13 protein-coding genes are annotated in these 15,977 nt (G+C 69.2%); 8 read left to right on the top strand and 5 right to left on the bottom strand.

Annotated features, from left to right (window positions below):
• Positions 1 to 23: 23 nt before the first annotated feature.
• Complete coding sequence (locus AB0H93_RS08790) at positions 24 to 1,367, bottom strand: MFS transporter (protein ID WP_358569669.1); 1,344 nt, start codon at positions 1,365 to 1,367, stop codon at positions 24 to 26.
• A gap of 351 nt (positions 1,368 to 1,718) precedes the next feature.
• Between AB0H93_RS08790 and AB0H93_RS08785 the strand changes: the two genes are divergently transcribed.
• Both AB0H93_RS08785 and AB0H93_RS08780 read left to right on the top strand, forming a co-directional pair.
• Positions 1,719 to 2,885: an acyl-CoA dehydrogenase family protein gene (locus AB0H93_RS08785; protein ID WP_358569666.1), complete on the top strand. Its 1,167-nt coding sequence runs from the start codon at positions 1,719 to 1,721 to the stop codon at positions 2,883 to 2,885.
• 313 nt (positions 2,886 to 3,198) lie between these two features.
• The gene (locus AB0H93_RS08780; protein ID WP_358569664.1) at positions 3,199 to 4,395 is read left to right on the top strand and encodes a CaiB/BaiF CoA-transferase family protein; all 1,197 of its coding nucleotides are present in this window, start codon (positions 3,199 to 3,201) and stop codon (positions 4,393 to 4,395) included.
• A gap of 38 nt (positions 4,396 to 4,433) precedes the next feature.
• On the opposite strand, the gene AB0H93_RS08775 is transcribed toward AB0H93_RS08780, so the two are convergent.
• Both AB0H93_RS08775 and AB0H93_RS08770 read right to left on the bottom strand, forming a co-directional pair.
• A complete protein-coding gene (locus AB0H93_RS08775; protein WP_358569661.1) occupies positions 4,434 to 5,216 on the bottom strand; it encodes an NAD(P)-binding domain-containing protein in 783 nt (260 codons plus the stop codon).
• A complete protein-coding gene (locus tag AB0H93_RS08770; protein ID WP_358569658.1) occupies positions 5,213 to 6,268 on the bottom strand; it encodes a pyridoxal-phosphate dependent enzyme in 1,056 nt (351 codons plus the stop codon). The genes AB0H93_RS08775 and AB0H93_RS08770 overlap by 4 nt, the downstream gene beginning before the upstream one ends.
• Positions 6,269 to 6,279: 11 nt before the next feature.
• Between AB0H93_RS08770 and AB0H93_RS08765 the strand changes: the two genes are divergently transcribed.
• The 4 genes from AB0H93_RS08765 to AB0H93_RS08750 all read left to right on the top strand — a co-directional run bounded on the left by AB0H93_RS08765 (position 6,280) and on the right by AB0H93_RS08750 (position 9,541).
• Positions 6,280 to 6,765 (top strand): Lrp/AsnC family transcriptional regulator, encoded by a 486-nt coding sequence (locus AB0H93_RS08765; protein ID WP_358569655.1) that lies wholly within the window; start codon positions 6,280 to 6,282, stop codon positions 6,763 to 6,765.
• A gap of 167 nt (positions 6,766 to 6,932) precedes the next feature.
• Positions 6,933 to 7,634, top strand: a complete 702-nt coding sequence (locus tag AB0H93_RS08760) for a type 1 glutamine amidotransferase domain-containing protein (protein ID WP_358569652.1) — start codon at positions 6,933 to 6,935, stop codon at positions 7,632 to 7,634.
• Between the two features lie 85 nt (positions 7,635 to 7,719).
• A complete protein-coding gene (locus AB0H93_RS08755; RefSeq protein WP_358569649.1) occupies positions 7,720 to 8,988 on the top strand; it encodes a VanZ family protein in 1,269 nt (422 codons plus the stop codon).
• Between the two features lie 82 nt (positions 8,989 to 9,070).
• Positions 9,071 to 9,541: an Hsp20/alpha crystallin family protein gene (locus AB0H93_RS08750; RefSeq protein ID WP_358569646.1), complete on the top strand. Its 471-nt coding sequence runs from the start codon at positions 9,071 to 9,073 to the stop codon at positions 9,539 to 9,541.
• 219 nt (positions 9,542 to 9,760) lie between these two features.
• On the opposite strand, the gene AB0H93_RS08745 is transcribed toward AB0H93_RS08750, so the two are convergent.
• Together AB0H93_RS08745 and AB0H93_RS08740 are read right to left on the bottom strand one after the other, a co-directional pair.
• Positions 9,761 to 11,080, bottom strand: coding sequence for an MFS transporter (locus tag AB0H93_RS08745; RefSeq protein ID WP_358569644.1), 1,320 nt, complete (start codon positions 11,078 to 11,080; stop codon positions 9,761 to 9,763).
• 169 nt (positions 11,081 to 11,249) lie between these two features.
• Positions 11,250 to 13,082 (bottom strand): phosphoenolpyruvate carboxykinase (GTP), encoded by a 1,833-nt coding sequence (locus AB0H93_RS08740; RefSeq protein WP_358569641.1) that lies wholly within the window; start codon positions 13,080 to 13,082, stop codon positions 11,250 to 11,252.
• 553 nt (positions 13,083 to 13,635) lie between these two features.
• Between AB0H93_RS08740 and AB0H93_RS08735 the strand changes: the two genes are divergently transcribed.
• Entirely contained in the window at positions 13,636 to 14,100 is a 465-nt protein-coding gene (locus AB0H93_RS08735) for an MSMEG_3727 family PQQ-associated protein (protein WP_358569638.1), read from the top strand.
• A gap of 186 nt (positions 14,101 to 14,286) precedes the next feature.
• Positions 14,287 to 15,972 (top strand): PQQ-dependent dehydrogenase, methanol/ethanol family, encoded by a 1,686-nt coding sequence (locus tag AB0H93_RS08730; RefSeq protein WP_358569635.1) that lies wholly within the window; start codon positions 14,287 to 14,289, stop codon positions 15,970 to 15,972.
• The last annotated feature ends 5 nt before the right edge of the window (positions 15,973 to 15,977 follow it).

Genomic DNA, 15,977 nt, shown 5'->3' with positions numbered 1-15,977 from the left:
ATCGGGTCCGCAGTCCCAGGGTGTCAGGATCGGACGGCTTCCTCGGCGGGCGCGGGTTCGGCCGCCTCGGCCCTCTTCGTCTGGTCGAACAGCGCGCCCACGCCGATGAACAGCGCCCCGGCGACGAACAGCAGCGAGACTCCCCAGGTGGCGTGCGTGGGCGACGCCGTCACCAGCGCCAGCGCTGCGAGCGGGGCGAGGCCGCCGGAGAAGGCCCCGCCGACCTCCCGGCCGGTGCCGAGGCCGGACACCCGCACCTTGGTGGGGAACTGCTGGGAGAGGAACGCGCCCTGCGCGGCCAGCATCGCGGGCACCACCACGCCGGTGGCGAGGATCAGCGCGATCCAGATGTAGAGGCTCTGGCCCGAGTCGAGCAGCCAGAAGAACGGGAACGCCAGCGCCGCCGTGGCGATCGCGCCGGTGATGATCACCTTCTTGGCGCCCACCGAGTCGCAGATCCGGCCCGCGATGGGCACGGTGAGGATCGCGCACGCGCTGGCCAGCGAGATGCCGAACGCGCCGACGTTGGCCGCGACGTCGCGGAATTCGCTGAGGTAGGACAGCGAGAACGTCTTGAAGATGTAGCTGACGCCGTTGTAGCCGATGGTGATCGCCATGACCACGGCCAGGCCGCGCCAGTCCGACTTGATCAGCGAGCGCAGCGGCTTGGCCTTCTTGCGGGCCGAGGTGTCGCGCGCGATCTTCTCGAACTCCGGCGTCTCGGGCATCTGGCGGCGCACCCAGAAGCCGAGCGCGACGAGCAGGAAGCTGGCGATGAACGGGATGCGCCAGCCCCAGTCGTAGAGGAACTCGTTGCCGAAGCTCGTCAGCACCGTCACGGTGAGCGACGAGACGAACAACCCGATGTTGACGCCCAGCGCCGGCCACGAGCCCAGCCTGCCGCGCGACTTCTCGTCGGCGTGCTCGTAGGCCACCGCGATCGCGCTGCCCAGCTCGGCGCCCGCGCCGAGGCCCTGCAGCAGGCGCAGGACCACCAGCAGGATCGGCGCGACGATGCCCGCCGAGGAGTAGGTCGGCAGCAGGCCGATCAGCCCGGAGGAGATGCCCATCAGCAGGAACGTCGCCGACAGCACGATCTTGCGCCCGTACTTGTCGCCGAGGATCCCGAAGACGATGCCGCCGAACGGGCGGGCGAGGAAGCCGACCGCGAAGGTCGCCATCGCCGCCAGGGTGGCGGTGGTGGGGTTGCTCGCCGGGAAGAACAGGCGCCCGAACACCAGGGCGGCCATCGAGGCGTAGAGGTAGAAGTCGAACCACTCGAGGGCGGATCCGATCACTACGGCGGGTCCGACGGCCTTGCGGGAGGACGGCTCGGGGCGAGCCGTCGCGCCATTGTGCAGCGTCATTGCTTGGGTCCCTCTTGACGGGTGGTCGTCGATGCGTGGTCGATCGCGATGTGCGATTGTTCGGATATAGGAACTGCGGCGAATCTAGGAAGTGAACCGGGTCACTGTCAAGCGGTTCGCCGCGGGTAGTCGGCCGACTCCTGATTTGTGCTGGTTTTCGTCGATCTTCGTGCGCCTCAGGGCTGCGATCCGACGGTTGACAGACCGGGTGCCGGTCGATCATCGTGTCCCGATAGCTGGATTCGTTGTTCGTATTTAGGAACAGATCGATCGCGTGGCCGATCCGCGGCCCGGGTCGGTCGACGTGTCGCCGCTGGTACGGGCACCAGGCACGCCGGAAAGGAAAGCGCCATGCACTTCGAACTGACCCCGGACCAGCAGTCCCTGCGGGCGGGCGCGCGCGAACTGGCGCGCAGCTTCCCCGACGAGTACTGGGCCGAGCGCGACGTGAACAACGAGTTCCCGTGGGACTTCTACAACGCCTTCGCCGAGGGCGGCTGGCTGGGCATCGCCATCCCCGAGGAGTACGGCGGCGGCGGGCTCGGCATCCTCGAAGCGGCGCTGCTGCTGGAAGAGGTGGCCGCCTCGGGCGCCGGGATGAACGGCTGCAGCACCATGCACCTGACGATCTTCGGCCTCAACACCATCGTCAAGCACGGCAGCGAGGAACTGCGCAAGGAGGTCCTCCCGGCGGCGGCCGACGGTTCGCTGCACGTCTGCTTCGGCGTCACCGAGCCCGACGCGGGCACCGACACGACCCGGATCTCCACGTTCGCCAAGCCGGTGCCCGGCGGCTACGTCATCAACGGCCGCAAGGTGTGGATCACCAAGGCGGGCGACTCGCAGAAGATGGTGCTGATCGCCCGCACCACCCGGCGCGAGGAGGTCGAACGCGCGACCGACGGGATGTCGCTGTTCCTCATCGACATCGACCCCGAGCACGTGCACCTGAGCCCGATCCCCAAGCTGGGCCGCAACGCGGTCTCCTCCTACGAGGTCGTCATCGACGACCTGTTCGTGCCCGAGAGCGCCCGCGTCGGCGCCGAGGGCCAGGGCTTCAAGTACCTGCTCGACGGCCTCAACCCGGAGCGGATCCTGCTGGCCCACGAGGCGCTGGGCATCGGCCGGGCCGCGCTCGACCGGGCGGTGCGCTACGCGAAGGAACGCGTCGTCTTCGACCGGCCCATCGGCCAGAACCAGGGCATCGCGTTCCCGCTCGCCGAGGCGGCGACCCGGCTCGACGCGGCCGAGCTGATGGCCCGCAACGCGGCGTGGCGGTACGACCAGGGCCTGTCCTGCGGGCGCGAGGCGAACATGGCCAAGTGGCTGTGCGCCGACGCCGGCTTCCAGGCGGCCGACCAGGCGATCCAGACCCACGGCGGCATGGGCTACGCCCGCGAGTACCACGTGGAGCGGTACTTCCGGGAGTCGCGCATCCTCCGCCTCGCCCCGGTCAGCCAGGAAATGGTCCTGAACTACGTGTCCAACCACGTCCTCGGCCTGCCCAAGTCCTACTGAGGTTTTTCCAATCTCAGTTTGGGTGGCGGTGTGGGTGGCGGAACCTCAGAGGCTCCCTGGTCTGTGGGTGCCCCTCCTGATGTATGTCCAATACACGGCGGAGGGGGGCCGTCCTCGCCAGGAAGCCTCTGAGAACCCGCGGCGGTGCGAGTGTCGTAGGTGGGTTATGCGCATGCGGCACCCCATCGACGTGCAGCTTTGCGACCCGCGGCTGCGGGCCGACCAGGATGAAAAACGCTCACTGAGAACGTGCTTGGGCCGCCTTGTGCGCAGGACGTTCCGCAACCACTGATCGAAACGGGGATCTTCGCCCATGACCGCACCGAACGGCAGCCTCCGCGGCGTTCGCGTCCTCGACCTGTCGCGCATCCTCGCCGGTCCGCTGTGCACCCAGATGCTGGCCGACCACGGCGCCGAGGTGATCAAGGTCGAGCCGCCCGCGGGCGACGACACGCGCACCTGGGGGCCGCCGTTCGTCAGCGAGACCATGAGCGCCTACCACACGGGGATCAACCGCAACAAGAACAACATCTGCCTGGACTTCGCCTCGCCGGGCGGGCAGCGGGTGCTCGACGAGCTGCTGCGGGACGCGGACGTCGTGGTGGAGAACTTCAAGGCGGGCACGCTGTCCAAGTGGGGCTTCTCCGACGAGGCGATCGCGGAGCGCTACCCCCGCCTGATCCACTGCCGCATCACCGGTTTCGGCGTCGACGGGCCGATGGGCGGCATGCCCGGCTACGACGCGATCCTGCAGGCCTACGGCGGGCTGATGAGCATCAACGGCGAGCCGTCCGGGCCGCCGCTGCGCGTCGGAGTGCCCATTGTGGACATGGTGACCGGGATCTACGCGTTCTCCGGCGTGCTGCTCGCGCTCCACGACCGGCACGCCACCGGGCGCGGCCAGCTGGTGGACTGCACGCTGCTCGACACGGCGATTTCGTTGCTGCACCCGCATTCCCCGGGTTGGCTGGTCTCCGGGAAGCTCCCGCAGCGCACCGGATCGGCGCACCCCTCCATCGCCCCGTACGACACCTTCGAGGCCGAGGACGGCCAGATCTTCATCGGGGTCGGCAACGACCGCCAGTTCCGCCACTTCGCGAAGCTGCTCGGCATCCCGGACATCGCCGACGAAGCGCGGTTCGCGACGAACGCCGACCGGGTCCGCAACGTCGCGGAGCTGCGCCCGCTGATCATCGAGCGGATCGCCGCCCACCGCCGCCACGACCTGGCCCGCAAGCTGCTGGACCGCGGCGTGCCGGCGACGCCGGTGCACGACGTGGGCGAAGCGCTGACCGATCCGCAGGTGCTGCACCGGAACATGGTGGTGGAGCGGGACGGCTACCGGGGCACCGGAATCCCGATCAAACTCGGCCGAACGCCCGGCGAGGTCCGCACCGCGCCGCGCGAGAAAGGTGCGGACACCCGCCGGATCCTCGTCTCCCTGGGCTACACGCCCGACCAGATCGCGGAGCTGATCGAGGCCGACATCGCCCGAAGCACCGACGCCTAGTTGACGGCCCTCAAGGGGCGGTCGCGCGTGCCACCGGGCTAGTCCGCTCGTGCGGTGGCAACGCGTTGGCGGATGTGTTCGAGCGCCTGCTCGAGCGCGGCCCGGTTCTGCGGGTTGAACCACCTCTCGCGTAGGGCCTCGTTGTTGCCTCCGGGAGTTTCGTGTGCTCGACCGAGCTCGGGCAGGTCCGTGCGTTCATCGGCGAGGGCCGCGTTGACGCCCGAGAACATGCTGCGCACGTAGCCCTCCGCCGCGCGGGAATCCATGCCATGCCGCGTGATCCAGCCGGCGATGGTGTCCAGGTAGTGCAGGTAGCTGGAGATCGACGCCGTTGCGGCGGAAAGCACGTCGAAGACGGCGGGGTCCTGGGTCACGAGGGTGCCGCCGAGGCGGTTGAAAAGCTCTTCCACGACCGGATGTGCCGGATGCAGGGCGGTGATGCCTCGTTGTTGCCGCACGGCCGGTAGCGGGATCGAGCGGACTATCGTCACGTCGGCGTCGAGCTGCGCCCTCAGCGCCTCGATGGACCATCCCGCGACGGCGCTGATGAGAACTCGATCATCGGGTACGTGGAGTCCGGCGAGGGCCTCGCCCACATCATCGGGGCGGACGGTGAGGAGGATCAGCGGCGCCGCATCGATGACCGACTGGTTGTCCGCGCACACGCGAACGTTGGGGTGGCGACGTGCCAAGGCGTTCGCCGTCCGGGCGTTGCGCGGGGAGAGGTGGATCGCCGGGCTCTCCTCGGTCGTGGCGCTCAGCCCGTCCACGATGTCCTTCGCGATGGCTCCCGTGCCGATGATGCCGATGGGGCTGGTCATGGACGCTCCAGGTTCAGGTGGTCGTGCAGGGCTGCCACGACCGCGGGTTGGGGATTGGCTCCGGTGATGAGCGTTGCGACTCTGCCGTGCGGGACCTGACCACCGGCTATCGCCGCGATCCCGGCCGCTCCGGCCGGCTCCGCGATCACGGAGAGATGCCGCGCGACAAGGCCCATCGCGTCGCGGAGTGCACGCTCGTCGACCAGGACGATGTCGTCGACGAGGGCTCGCACGCGAGCGAGCGACTCGGGGTGGGGCTGGGGGATCGTGATGCCTTCGGCGAAGTCGCTCGCCGGTGCGACGGCGATCGGCCGGCCGGCCTGGACGCTGCGTCGCATCGCGGGTGCGTCGGCCGGGTTGACGCCGATGATGCGAGTGCGGGGCGCATGCTCGCGCATCCAGAGCGCGAGTCCGCTGATCAGGCTGCCATCGCCGATGGGCGCGACAACCGCGTCGAACTCGCCTTCGCGCGCCAACTCCTCGGCGATCGTGCCCGCGCCTTCGGCGATCGCCGGCAGAACGCCGTCGACGATCAGGTGAGCGTCCGGCTCCGCGGCCGAGGATGCCGCGGCGCGTCTCGCCCCCTCCATGCCGCCGCCGACTTCGACCACCCGCGCGCCGAAGGCTGTCATGCGTTCACGCTTGACCGGATTGATGGCAGTGGACGTGTAGACCACGACGTGCAAGCCACGAGAGCGGCCGACGTAGGCCACCGCCTGGCCGAAGTTGCCCGATGAAGCACAGACGACGGTGGCGCCGGCGGGCACGCCGGTGAGGGCGAAGCCGACGCCTCGTCCCTTGAAGCTGCGGATGGGATTCGCCGTCTCCACCTTGACGGTGACGCGTCGTCCCAAGGCCGCGTTGAGCAGTTCGTCCTCGTACTGCGGGGTGTCGAGGAAGCATGGGGGAATGACGGCTCTCGCCTGCGCGATGTTGCCCAGCGCGAGATCGGTGGCCGCGGCGGTTCGTCGTCGATCGTTGGACTGGATCACGGCGTGGACGCTACGCAACCGAATCCGGCATGCGCTTGCTTTGTTTGCGCTCCCGCGCAATATTTTTGCGCATGGGCCCCCGGAAGAGACCGCTGGACGAAATCGACACGCGACTGCTGGACCTGCTGCAGCACGACGCGGACCAAACCCTCCGCGAGCTCGGGGACCAGGTCGGCCTGTCGCCCAGCGCGGTCCAGCGCCGCATCACGAGCTACAAGTCCGCCGGGCTGCTGCGCACCGTCGCCGTCGTCAACATCGAGCACGCCCCGTCCTTGGCGCAGGCACTCGTCATGCTGACCCTGGTCGAGGAATCCCTCGATCACCACCGGCGCATCGCGGACCGGCTCCGGGCGCAGCCGGAGGTCCAGCAGTGCTACGCCCTCTCGGGCCGATGGGACTACGCCGTGCTGCTCACGGCCGCATCGATCCGAGACCTCAGGGACCTGAGCAACGACCTGTTCAAGAGCGACGACAACATCCGCCGGTACGACACGATGTTCATCCTCGACACGGTGCAGAGCGGCTCCGCGCTGCCGGGCGCGTTCCTGCTCCCCTGACCCCTCCGATAGCAGGGGCGGTTGCGTGAATCGATCACGGGATATCGCGACGGGGATCGCGGTTCGCGAACGGGCTTTTCCGGGGCTAGCCTGGTTCTCGTCTTCGTTCGACTGCCGGTGATCGGTTTTCGCCGGGACGCGCCGGAAATTCGGGGGATGATTCGGAAATGGCCAGGAAGAACAGGATTCTCATCGTCGTCACGAATGTTCCGGAGTATCGGAAGGTCGGGATGCGGACCGGTTTGTGGCTCGGGGAGCTGACGCATTTCTGGGACGTCGCCGAACGGGCCGGTTTCGAGATGGACATCGCCAGTCCGGCGGGCGGGATGGTTCCGCTGGATCCGGAAAGCCTGTCGCACGAAGTCCTGTCCGAACTCGGCACCGAGCGGCACTACCGGGACCGGGAGTTCATGGATCTCCTGGAGGACACGAAGCGGATTTCCGAGGTCGATCTCGACGACTACGACGCGATCTACCTGACCGGCGGGCACGGCGTCATGTTCGACTTCCCGCAGAGCGCCGACCTGGAGGGCCTGATGGCCCGGTTCTACGAGGCGGGCAAGGTGGTCTCCACCGTCTGCCACGGCGCGACGGGCCTGCTCAACGTCCAGCTCTCCAGCGGCGAACCGCTGATCAAGGGCAAGCGCGTCACCGGCTTCTCGTGGCCGGAAGAGGAATTGGCGAACCGCGCCGACGCCGTGCCGTACAACCTCCAGGAAGAACTCGCGAAGCTCGGCGCCGATTACCGCACCGCGGACGAACCGTTCGAGGCCTACGTCGTCGAGGACGGCCGGCTGATCACCGGCCAGAACCCCGGCAGCGCCAAAGCCGTCGGCGAGGCGGTGGTCCGGCAACTGGCCGCGGTCTGACGCGCCGGTGACCTCGGTCACCGATACTTCCGGGCCGAATATCACGATTTGACCCGTCATTCGGCTTCCGGAAATGATGTGCGTCGTGCCCAGCGCTTATCTGCTGCCGATCAAAACTGCGGTGATCGTCTTCCCACTGCTCGCCCTGGTGTTGTTCGTGCCCGCGGCGGTGGTGACCTACCGCAGGCACGGCGTCATGACCAGTTGGCGATCGTTGTCCTTCTACAGCTTCCTGTTCTACTCGCTCACCGCGTTCTTCATGACCGTCGTGCCGCTGCCCGGCCCGTCGGTCGACGTGTGCGCGAAGTACCCCAGGGTCGCGCATCCGCAGCTGGTGCCCGGCAACACCTTCGCCGACATCTGGAAGGAGGCGGAGGGGCAGGTCACCCTGAGCGCGCTGGTGATCCACAACCCGGCGGTGCTGGAGACCCTGCTGAACCTGCTCCTGCTGCTCCCGCTGGCCGTCTACCTGCGCTTCCACTTCCGGCTGAACTTCGTCGCCGCCTCGGCGATCGGGCTCGGCGCCTCGCTGTTCTTCGAGTTCACCCAGCTTTCCGGCCTGTGGGGCGTCTACGAGTGCCCGTACCGGCTGTTCGATGTGGACGATCTCATCGCCAACACCGGCGGGGCCATGATCGGCTGGGCCATCGCGGGGCCGCTGACCCGCTGGCTGCCGACCCTGGACAACCTGGACGACGCGGCACTGGCACGGCGTCCGGTGCCGCTGGGCAGGCGGTTCCTGGCGCTGCTGATCGACCTGTGCGCGCTGCCGTTCGTCATGCTGTTCACGACCCTGCTCTGCGTGGTGGTCTTCGACTCGTCCAGCTGGCTGCTCGGCATGGTGCTGGCCGTGGCGCTCTGGTTCGTGCTGCTGCCCTGGTGGCTGGGCGGCACGCCGGGCAAGAAGCTGCTGCTGCTCGAGATGGTCGGCCCGGACGGGAAGCGGCCCGAGCTGTGGCGACTGGTGCTGCGGGCAGTGGTGCTGGCCATCCCGCTGCTGCCGATCCCGGTGGTCATGGGCATGGCGGTGCTGGTCACCGTCGCGGCGCTGCTCCGCGTGATGGGGGCCGGCCTGGACCGCCTGTCCGAGGTGCCGTCGTTGGCGCTGGACCTGATCAGCGGGGATCACGTGGTGGAACTGCTGGTGGCCGCCGCGATGTTCGGGCTGGTCTGCCTGCTGCCCGTCGTGTTCTTCATCGCCTTGTGGCGCCACCCCAAACACCACGGCCTGCACGAGCGGTTCTCCGGGGTCAGCAACGTCGCCCTGCCGCACAAGCGCGCACGCACTCCGCAGCCCGACACCGACGCCAGCACCGATGCCGAAGCCGAGGAGACCACGGCGATCGAGCGCTGACAGCCGTCCGCGGGCGGTTTGGTGCCGCCGCGCCGGCGGGTAGGCCGAGGTCGGAACGCACGTGTTGTGGGGAGGGATCGGCATGGCTGAGCGGATGCCCGCCCGGCGCGGCGAACGCCGGGAGTGGGGTGGGGCACCGGATGCGTGGCAGGAGCCGTTCCGCGAGCTGGAGGAGCTCTGGGACCGCATGGGGCAGCTCTTCGACCCCGGGTGGGCCATGACGCGGACCGGCGTCGCGTGGCAGCCGATGGTCGACGTGGAGGAGACCGAGAACGCCTACCTGTTCGAGGTGGACCTGCCCGGCGTGGCGCGGGACGACATCACGGTCGAGGTCCGCGGCCAGGAGTTGTGGATCACGGGCGAACTGAAGGAGAAGGAGCGCACCGGTGTGCTGCGGCGCAAGACGCGGCGCACCGGGAGCTTCTCGTTCCGCGGCAGCCTGCCCGGCGAGGTCGACGCGGACGAGATCGAGGCCAACCTCATGGACGGCGTGCTCTCGGTGAAGGTGCCCAAGAGCAAGACCAGCACCTCGCGCCGCATCGAGATCAAGTGATTCGACGTCTACATCGGACTGAATCCGGTCGCCGCAAGGTGCTGGCTTCACGATTTCGCGCGAAATCGTCGTGACCCAAGGCGACTTCGCGGCGGAACGGGGCTCACCGGTTGCTGGAATCCGGACCGGGACCTCAGGACGTCGAGGACAGCATCGGTTCAAGCGCGGCGGTCCTGTATGGACACCCGTTGGCCGGTTCGCCGTGGGGCTGTTGCCGGGTCATGCCTCCATGCGTTGCGGGTCGACCTGCGCGGACGCGGCGGGAGGCGCCGACCTGCGGGGCATCAGCAGTAGCGCGATCAGCGAGATGACCGAGCAGAGCACGATGTACCAGCTGATCCCGGTGCTGGAGCCGGTGGACTGCAGGAGCGCCGCGGCGATCAGCGGTGCGGGGCCGCCCGCGATGACCGAGGCGAGCTGGTAGCCGAGACCGGCGCCGCTGTAGCGGATGTTGGTGCCGAAGCTCTCCGCGATCAGCGCCGCCTGCGGGCCGTACATGACGTCGTGCACGATCAGCGACACGACGATGGCCAGCAACACCAGGCCGGAGGACCGGGTGTCCAGCAGCGCGAAGTACGGGAAGGCGTACAGGCCGGTGCACACGATGCCGATGCCGTAGATGAGCCGGCGGCCGAAGCGGTCCGACAGGTGGCCGAACAGCGGAACGCTGATCAGGCCGACCGCGGCGGCGACCAGCGTGGCGTTGAGCAGCTCGCCGCGCGGCATCTCCAGGTGCTTCGTGCCGTAGGTCAGCACGAACGTGATGAACAGGTAGAACGGCGCCTGCTCGGCCAGCCGCACGAACGCGGAGGTGAGGATCTCCCTCGGGTGCTTGCGGATCGCGGCCCACACCGGCTGCCGTTCGACCGCCTGCTGCCGCTTCACCTCGGCGAAGTCGGGGCTCTCCAGCACCCGCATCCGCACCCACAGGCCGATCGCGATCAGGACGACGCTGAGCAGGAACGGTACCCGCCAGCCCCAGGTCTCGAATGCGTCGCCGCTCGCCGCGCTGGCCACCCCCACCGCGGCGGTGGACAGCAGCAGGCCGAGCGGCACGCCGAGGTGCGGCAGGCTCGCCATCAGGCCGCGGCGGGACTCGGAGCCCCACTCCATGGCCATCAGCACCGAACCGCCCCACTCGCCGCCGACGCCGATGCCCTGCCCGATGCGCAGCACCACCAGCAGCACGGGCGCGGCGAAGCCGAGCGTGGCGTACCCGGGAAGCACGCCGATGAGCACCGTGGCGATGCCCATGAGCAGCAGCGTGGTGACCAGGGTGGCCTTGCGGCCGATCCGGTCGCCGTAGTGCCCGAAGATCGCGGCGCCGACCGGGCGCGCGGCGAAGCCCACGAACAAGGTGCTGAACGATTCGAGCACGCCGGCGCTGGGGGAGCTGCCCGGGAAGAAGATCTTGGGGAACACCAGGGCGGCGACGGTTCCGTAGAGGAAGAAGTCGTACCACTCGATCGTCGTGCCGACCGTGCTGGCGATGACGGCGCGGCGGCGGTGCGTCCGATGGGAATCGGTGCCGTTCGACATGGCGAGCCTCCATTGGCCGAGCCACTCAACCAACTTTGGATCGAAAGCCTGCAATCCCGCACCCGGGCTGTCAAGTACGCCGAAGACCCGTATCCGACTCGTTGCGATCGGGGATCCCCGCACCGGCGGCGCGGAGGCGCATAAGTGTCCTTAGTGGACTGTTGGCGTGTCAGCCCCCGGCCAGGCGTTCGCGGAGCACGTCCAGCTGCTCCCGGAGGGTGCGGGGGAGCTTCTCGCCGATGGTGGCGAACCACTCTTCGATCAGCGGGAGTTCGGCCCGCCACTCCGCCTCGTCGACCGCGAGCGCCGCCTCCACGTCGGCCGGGTCGGTGGAGAGCCCGGTCAGGTCGAGGTCGGTCGACGCCGGGACCAGGCCGACCGGGGTCTCCGCGGCGTTCGCGGTGCCCTCGACGCGGCCGACGATCCACGCCAGGACCCGCGAGTTCTCCCGGAACCCCGGCCACAGGAAGCGGCGGTCCGCGCCGCGGCGGAACCAGTTGACGTGGAAGATCTTGGGCAGCTTCGCCGGTTCGGCCCGTGTGCCGGTGGTCAGCCAGTGCCCGAGGTAGTCGCCGGCGTGGTAGCCCATGAACGGCAGCATCGCCATCGGGTCGCGGCGGACGACGCCGACCTCGCCGGTGGCGGCGGCCGTGGTCTCCGAGGACAGGGTGGCGCCCATGAACACCCCGTGCGCCCAGTCGCGCGACTCGGTGACCAGCGGAATCGTGGTGGCCCGGCGGCCGCCGAAGAGGATCGCCGAGATCGGCACACCCTCGGGGTCGTTCCACTCCGGGGCGACGATCGGGCACTGCTCGATGGGGGTGCAGAACCGGGAGTTGGGGTGGGCGGCCGGCTCGCCGCCGCCCGGCGTCCAGTCGCGGCGCCGCCAGTCGGTCAGGTGCGCCGGGGGCTGCTCGGTCATGCCCTCCCACCAGACGTCGCCGTCGTCGGTGAGCGCGACGTTGGTGAAGATGGTGTTGCCCTGCTCGATGGTCCGCATGGCCACCGGATTGGTGCGGTAGCCGGTGCCCGGGGCGACGCCGAAGAACCCGAACTCGGGGTTGACCGCGCGGAGCCGGCCGTCGTCGCCGAAGCGCATCCAGGCGATGTCGTCGCCGAGCGTTTCGGCCGTCCAGCCGGGCACGGTGGGCTGCAGCATCGCCAGGTTCGTCTTGCCGCACGCACTGGGGAACGCCGCGGCGATGTAGTGGACGGTGCCGTGCGGCGACGTCAGCTTGAGGATGAGCATGTGCTCGGCCAGCCAGCCCTCGTCGCGGGCCATCGCCGAGGCGATGCGCAGCGAGTAGCACTTCTTGCCCAGCAGCGAGTTCCCGCCGTAGCCGGAGCCGAAGCTCCAGATCACTCGCTCCTCGGGGAAGTGGCTGATGTACTTCGTCGGGTTGCAGGGCCACGGCACGTCGGCCCGGCCCGGGTCCAGCGGAGCCCCGACGGAGTGCAGGGCCTTGACGAACTCGCGTTCGCCGCCGTCGCGGCCGATGAACTTCTCCAGCGCCCCGGTGCCCATCCGGGTCATCACGCGCATCGACAGCACCACGTAGGCGGAGTCGGTGATCTCCACGCCCAGCTTGGGGGCCTCGGCGTCCAGCGGGCCCATGCAGAACGGGATCACGTACAGGGTGCGACCGCGCATGCAGCCCCGGTAGAGCTCCGTCATGGTCGACTTCATCGCCGCAGGGTCCATCCAGTTGTTGGTGGGCCCGGCGTCCTCCTCGCGCCGCGAGCAGATGAAGGTGCGGTCCTCCACGCGCGCGACGTCGCCGGGGTCGGAGGCGGCCCAGAACGAGTTCGGCTTCGCCGCCAGCCGCACCAGGGTGCCCGCCGCGACGAGCTCGGTGGTCAGCCGGCGCCACTCCTCGTCGCTGCCGTCGCACCACACCGCCTGCTGCGGGGTCGTCAGTTCGGCCACTTCCCGCACCCACGCCACGAGGGCCCGGTGGGTGGTCGGTGCCTGGTCCAGGCCGGGGATCGCGGTGGTGGTCATCGTGGTTCTCCTTGCGGCGGCGCGATAGTGCACTGTGGACGATGGCGCCCGCCGTCGGTGCCCAGGTCGTCCAGCGGTCGACGCCACCGGTTCCGGGCCTTCGCGGTCATCGTCCCCACAGCTCGTCGAAGCTCCGCGGAACGGCGCTTTCATCATCTGCGCGCTCGACGAACATCGCAAATGCTCCGTCGCACCCGCGTTCGCCTCGTCAGCCGCACCCGTCACGGTCGTGCGTCTGATCGTTTCCCCTTGCGCAGCAATGCGTTTCCGCTCCTCGGATCGGCTTACGAAAGCCGCTGCGGCAGAGCTATCCTGCACCTGCAATGGGATCCACGCGACGGGGAGGTGTCGGGTGGCCCAGGCGAGGCCTGCGCATGCCGGTTGCGCGAGGCAACCGGTGTCGAAGCCCCTGCGGCATTTCCCGGCCGTCCCGTTCGTCCGGCGCGCCCTCGCGCCTTCCGGGAACTTGTCGACGGCGGTCGATCCTGCGCTGGGGGTCCGCCACCGTGAACCGGGTGCACGGGCGCTGCCTCGGGGCTAGGAGGTGAATGCGATGGCGACCGCCTCAGGGGAGCTGTCGGCACTGGTGAGCGAGCTCGGGCTGGACAAGCAGAACGGGGCGTCGCTGGGGCGGCTGGTCGCCCACGGCGGCCTCGGACACGCGGAGGAGGACGCCGACGGCCGCATGCACGCGCGGGTCCGGATCCCGATCGACGAACTGGTCTGGGATCCGTCGATCCTCGTCCTGCCGCACGGCGGTGACCTCGAACTGGAGCTCGTCAACGACGACCAGAACACGCACTGCGCGCTGCTGCCGAGCAACGGCGACCGGCAGTTCATCTGGTTGCCGATCCAGTCGCGCGGCACGGCGAGCCTCAACCTCGATGGCCCGGGCTACTACTGGTACACGTCCCCCATCGGCAACGACGAGGGCCGCGGCCTGGTCGGCGTGATCGCCGTCCTCGGCGACGTTCCGGAGCACGCCCGCCTCGACCGCCCGGCCCAGCCACGACCCTAGGGCTCTGTTCGAAGGCGGCGGTAGCCGCTTGCGGTGTGGGATTGGACTTGCGCCGCCGCGGGTTCTCAGGCTGTGCCGACCCCGTCGGGGTTCTCGGCGAGAAGACGGCCGCAATCCCCGCAGGAGCCCGCTACCCGCACTGCCACGCGAACCACTCTTGAAACACGATCCAGGAAGGAGCGGGTGATGGCGGAATACGTGCAGGCAGGGCATGCCGTGAGCCAGGCGTCGCTGAGCGGCCTGGCCGGGACTGCGCCGCCGGTGGTCCAGAACGTCACGTACGAACGCATTCTCGAGGCCCGCTCGGAGCCGCAGAACTGGCTCACCTACTACGGCGCCTACGACGGCCAGCGGTACAGCCCGCTGGACCAGATCAACACGGAGAACGTCCGGCGCCTCGTCCCGGCCTGGGTCTTCCAGTCCGGCTCGGCCGGGATGCACGCGGGTGCGTCAACCTACTCCTTCGAGGCCGCTCCGATCGTCGTGGACGGCGTCATGTTCGTCTCCGGCTGGGACGGCTGGGCCTGGGCGCTGGACGCCCGGACGGGGCGGGAGGTGTGGCGGTACAAGCACGAGGTCCCGTACGACACGTCGCTGTGCTGCGGCAACGTGAACCGCGGGGTCGCGGTCGCGAAGGGGAAGGTCTTCTTGGTGACCCCGAACGCCCACCTGCTCGCGCTCGACGCCACCAACGGCAGGTGCGTCTGGGACGCGATCTACGGCGACGTGCGAGCGGGGGAGAGCGCGACGCTCGCTCCGCTGGTGGTGAAGGACCTGGTCATCGTCGGCAGCTCCGGCGGAGAGTTCGGCGTGCGCGGCCACATCGACGCCTTCGACCTGGAGACCGGGCGGCACGTCTGGCGGACCTACACGGTGCCGAAGCCGGGCGAGCCGGGCTCCGAGACCTGGCCGGACGGCCCGGCGTGGACGCGCGGCGGCGGGAACTGCTGGGTCACCGGCACCTACGACCCGGAGCTGAACCTCATGTACTGGGGGACCGGCAACCCGGCGCCGGACTTCGACGGCGCCGTCCGCGAGGGCGACAACCTCTACACCGACAGCGTCATCGCGGTGAACCCGGACAACGGCGAGATCCGCTGGCACTACCAGTACAACCCGCACGACCTGTGGGACTACGACAGCACGATGGAGCACATCCTTTTCGAGCTGGAAGGCCGGAAGCTGCTGGCCCACTTCGACAAGAACGGGTACTTCTTCGTCCTCGACCGCACGAACGGCGAACTGGTCCGGGTGGCGCCGTTCGTGGACCGGATCACCTGGGGCGAGATCGACCCCGACGGCAAGGTGACCCCGAAGGTCTACCCGGACGAGGAGGGGGTGGAGGTCCGCTTCTGGCCGGGACCGGCCGGCGGCAAGGAATGGACGCACGCGGCCTACAGCCCGCGGACGGAGCTGTTCTACGTGCCGGTGCAGGACGTCGGAGCCATGGTCACGCGGCGGCGCAGGGAGTTCAAGGAGAGCATCCCCTACTGGGGCGCGAGCGTCACGGTGGATTCCGGTGACATGGCGGGCTCGGTGTCGGCCTTCGACCCGGCCACCGGCCGGGAGGCGTGGCGCTGGCGCAACGAGGTGCCGATGTGCGGATCCGTGCTGGCCACCGCCGGTGACCTGGTGTTCGCCGGGGAACCGACCGGGGAGTTCAACGCGTTCGACGCGCGCAGCGGCGAGCTGCTGTGGCAGTTCCAGACGGGCAGCGGCCACCACAGCAACCCGACGACCTACAGCGTCGACGGCAGGCAGTACGTCGCGGTGCCGGTCGGCTGGGGCGCGTGGGTCGAGGGATTCCTGCCGGGGATGCTGGGAGCTCCGCACGGCGACGCACTCTTCGCCTTCGCGCTACCGCAGGACTAGCCGGA

Source organism: Saccharopolyspora sp. NPDC050642 (assembly GCF_040654735.1).
GTDB classification, from domain to species: domain Bacteria; phylum Actinomycetota; class Actinomycetes; order Mycobacteriales; family Pseudonocardiaceae; genus Saccharopolyspora; species Saccharopolyspora elongata.
Note: the sequence above shows the minus strand (reverse complement) of the source record. Positions and strands in the feature narration are given on the sequence as shown.

Bases quoted from the DNA above. Each gene is read 5' to 3' on its own strand.
- AB0H93_RS08790 (WP_358569669.1), bottom strand. From the start codon at position 1,367: ATGACGCTGCACAATGGCGCGACGGCTCGCCCCGAGCCGTCCTCCCGC.
- AB0H93_RS08785 (WP_358569666.1), top strand. From the start codon at position 1,719: ATGCACTTCGAACTGACCCCGGACCAGCAGTCCCTGCGGGCGGGCGCG.
- AB0H93_RS08780 (WP_358569664.1), top strand. From the start codon at position 3,199: ATGACCGCACCGAACGGCAGCCTCCGCGGCGTTCGCGTCCTCGACCTG.
- AB0H93_RS08775 (WP_358569661.1), bottom strand. From the start codon at position 5,216: ATGACCAGCCCCATCGGCATCATCGGCACGGGAGCCATCGCGAAGGAC.
- AB0H93_RS08765 (WP_358569655.1), top strand. From the start codon at position 6,280: ATGGGCCCCCGGAAGAGACCGCTGGACGAAATCGACACGCGACTGCTG.
- AB0H93_RS08760 (WP_358569652.1), top strand. From the start codon at position 6,933: ATGGCCAGGAAGAACAGGATTCTCATCGTCGTCACGAATGTTCCGGAG.
- AB0H93_RS08750 (WP_358569646.1), top strand. From the start codon at position 9,071: ATGGCTGAGCGGATGCCCGCCCGGCGCGGCGAACGCCGGGAGTGGGGT.
- AB0H93_RS08745 (WP_358569644.1), bottom strand. From the start codon at position 11,080: ATGTCGAACGGCACCGATTCCCATCGGACGCACCGCCGCCGCGCCGTC.
- AB0H93_RS08740 (WP_358569641.1), bottom strand. From the start codon at position 13,082: ATGACCACCACCGCGATCCCCGGCCTGGACCAGGCACCGACCACCCAC.
- AB0H93_RS08735 (WP_358569638.1), top strand. From the start codon at position 13,636: ATGGCGACCGCCTCAGGGGAGCTGTCGGCACTGGTGAGCGAGCTCGGG.
- AB0H93_RS08730 (WP_358569635.1), top strand. From the start codon at position 14,287: ATGGCGGAATACGTGCAGGCAGGGCATGCCGTGAGCCAGGCGTCGCTG.